This window comes from Delftia sp. ASV31 (genome assembly GCF_016428765.1).
Taxonomy (GTDB): Bacteria; Pseudomonadota; Gammaproteobacteria; order Burkholderiales; family Burkholderiaceae_C; genus Comamonas; species Comamonas acidovorans.
The window spans coordinates 1-304 of sequence record NZ_JAELTK010000309.1; the positions used below are offsets into that span (position 1 = coordinate 1).

General features: G+C 68.4%; 1 protein-coding gene. It reads right to left on the bottom strand.

Features of this window, described 5'->3' with window-relative positions; genetic code table 11:
• Nucleotides 1-108 precede the first annotated feature (108 nt).
• On the bottom strand, nucleotides 109-304 hold a 196-nt coding region (locus tag JHD82_RS29565), incomplete at its 5' end, for a hypothetical protein (protein ID WP_199140482.1).

Genomic DNA, 304 nt, shown 5'->3' on the forward strand with positions numbered 1-304 from the left:
GGCTTGATCGAGTCGTTCATGAAGGCTCCCAGTGGTTTGAATGCATGGCGAGAAGGCCATGGGAGCGACTGTAGGAGGCCATGCTGACAGTTTTTGTCAGCAGTGGTGTCAGCGGACCGTGTAGCCCCTGTCTCTTATACACATCTGACGCTGCCGACGAAATGCGAACAGTGTAGTTCTCGGTGGTCGCCGTATCATTAAAAAGGGGGGGGGGGGGGGGGGGGGGGGGGGGGGGGGGGGGGGGGGGGGGGGGGGGGGGGGGGGGGGGGGGGGGGGGGGGGGGGGGGGGGGGGGGGGGGGGGGG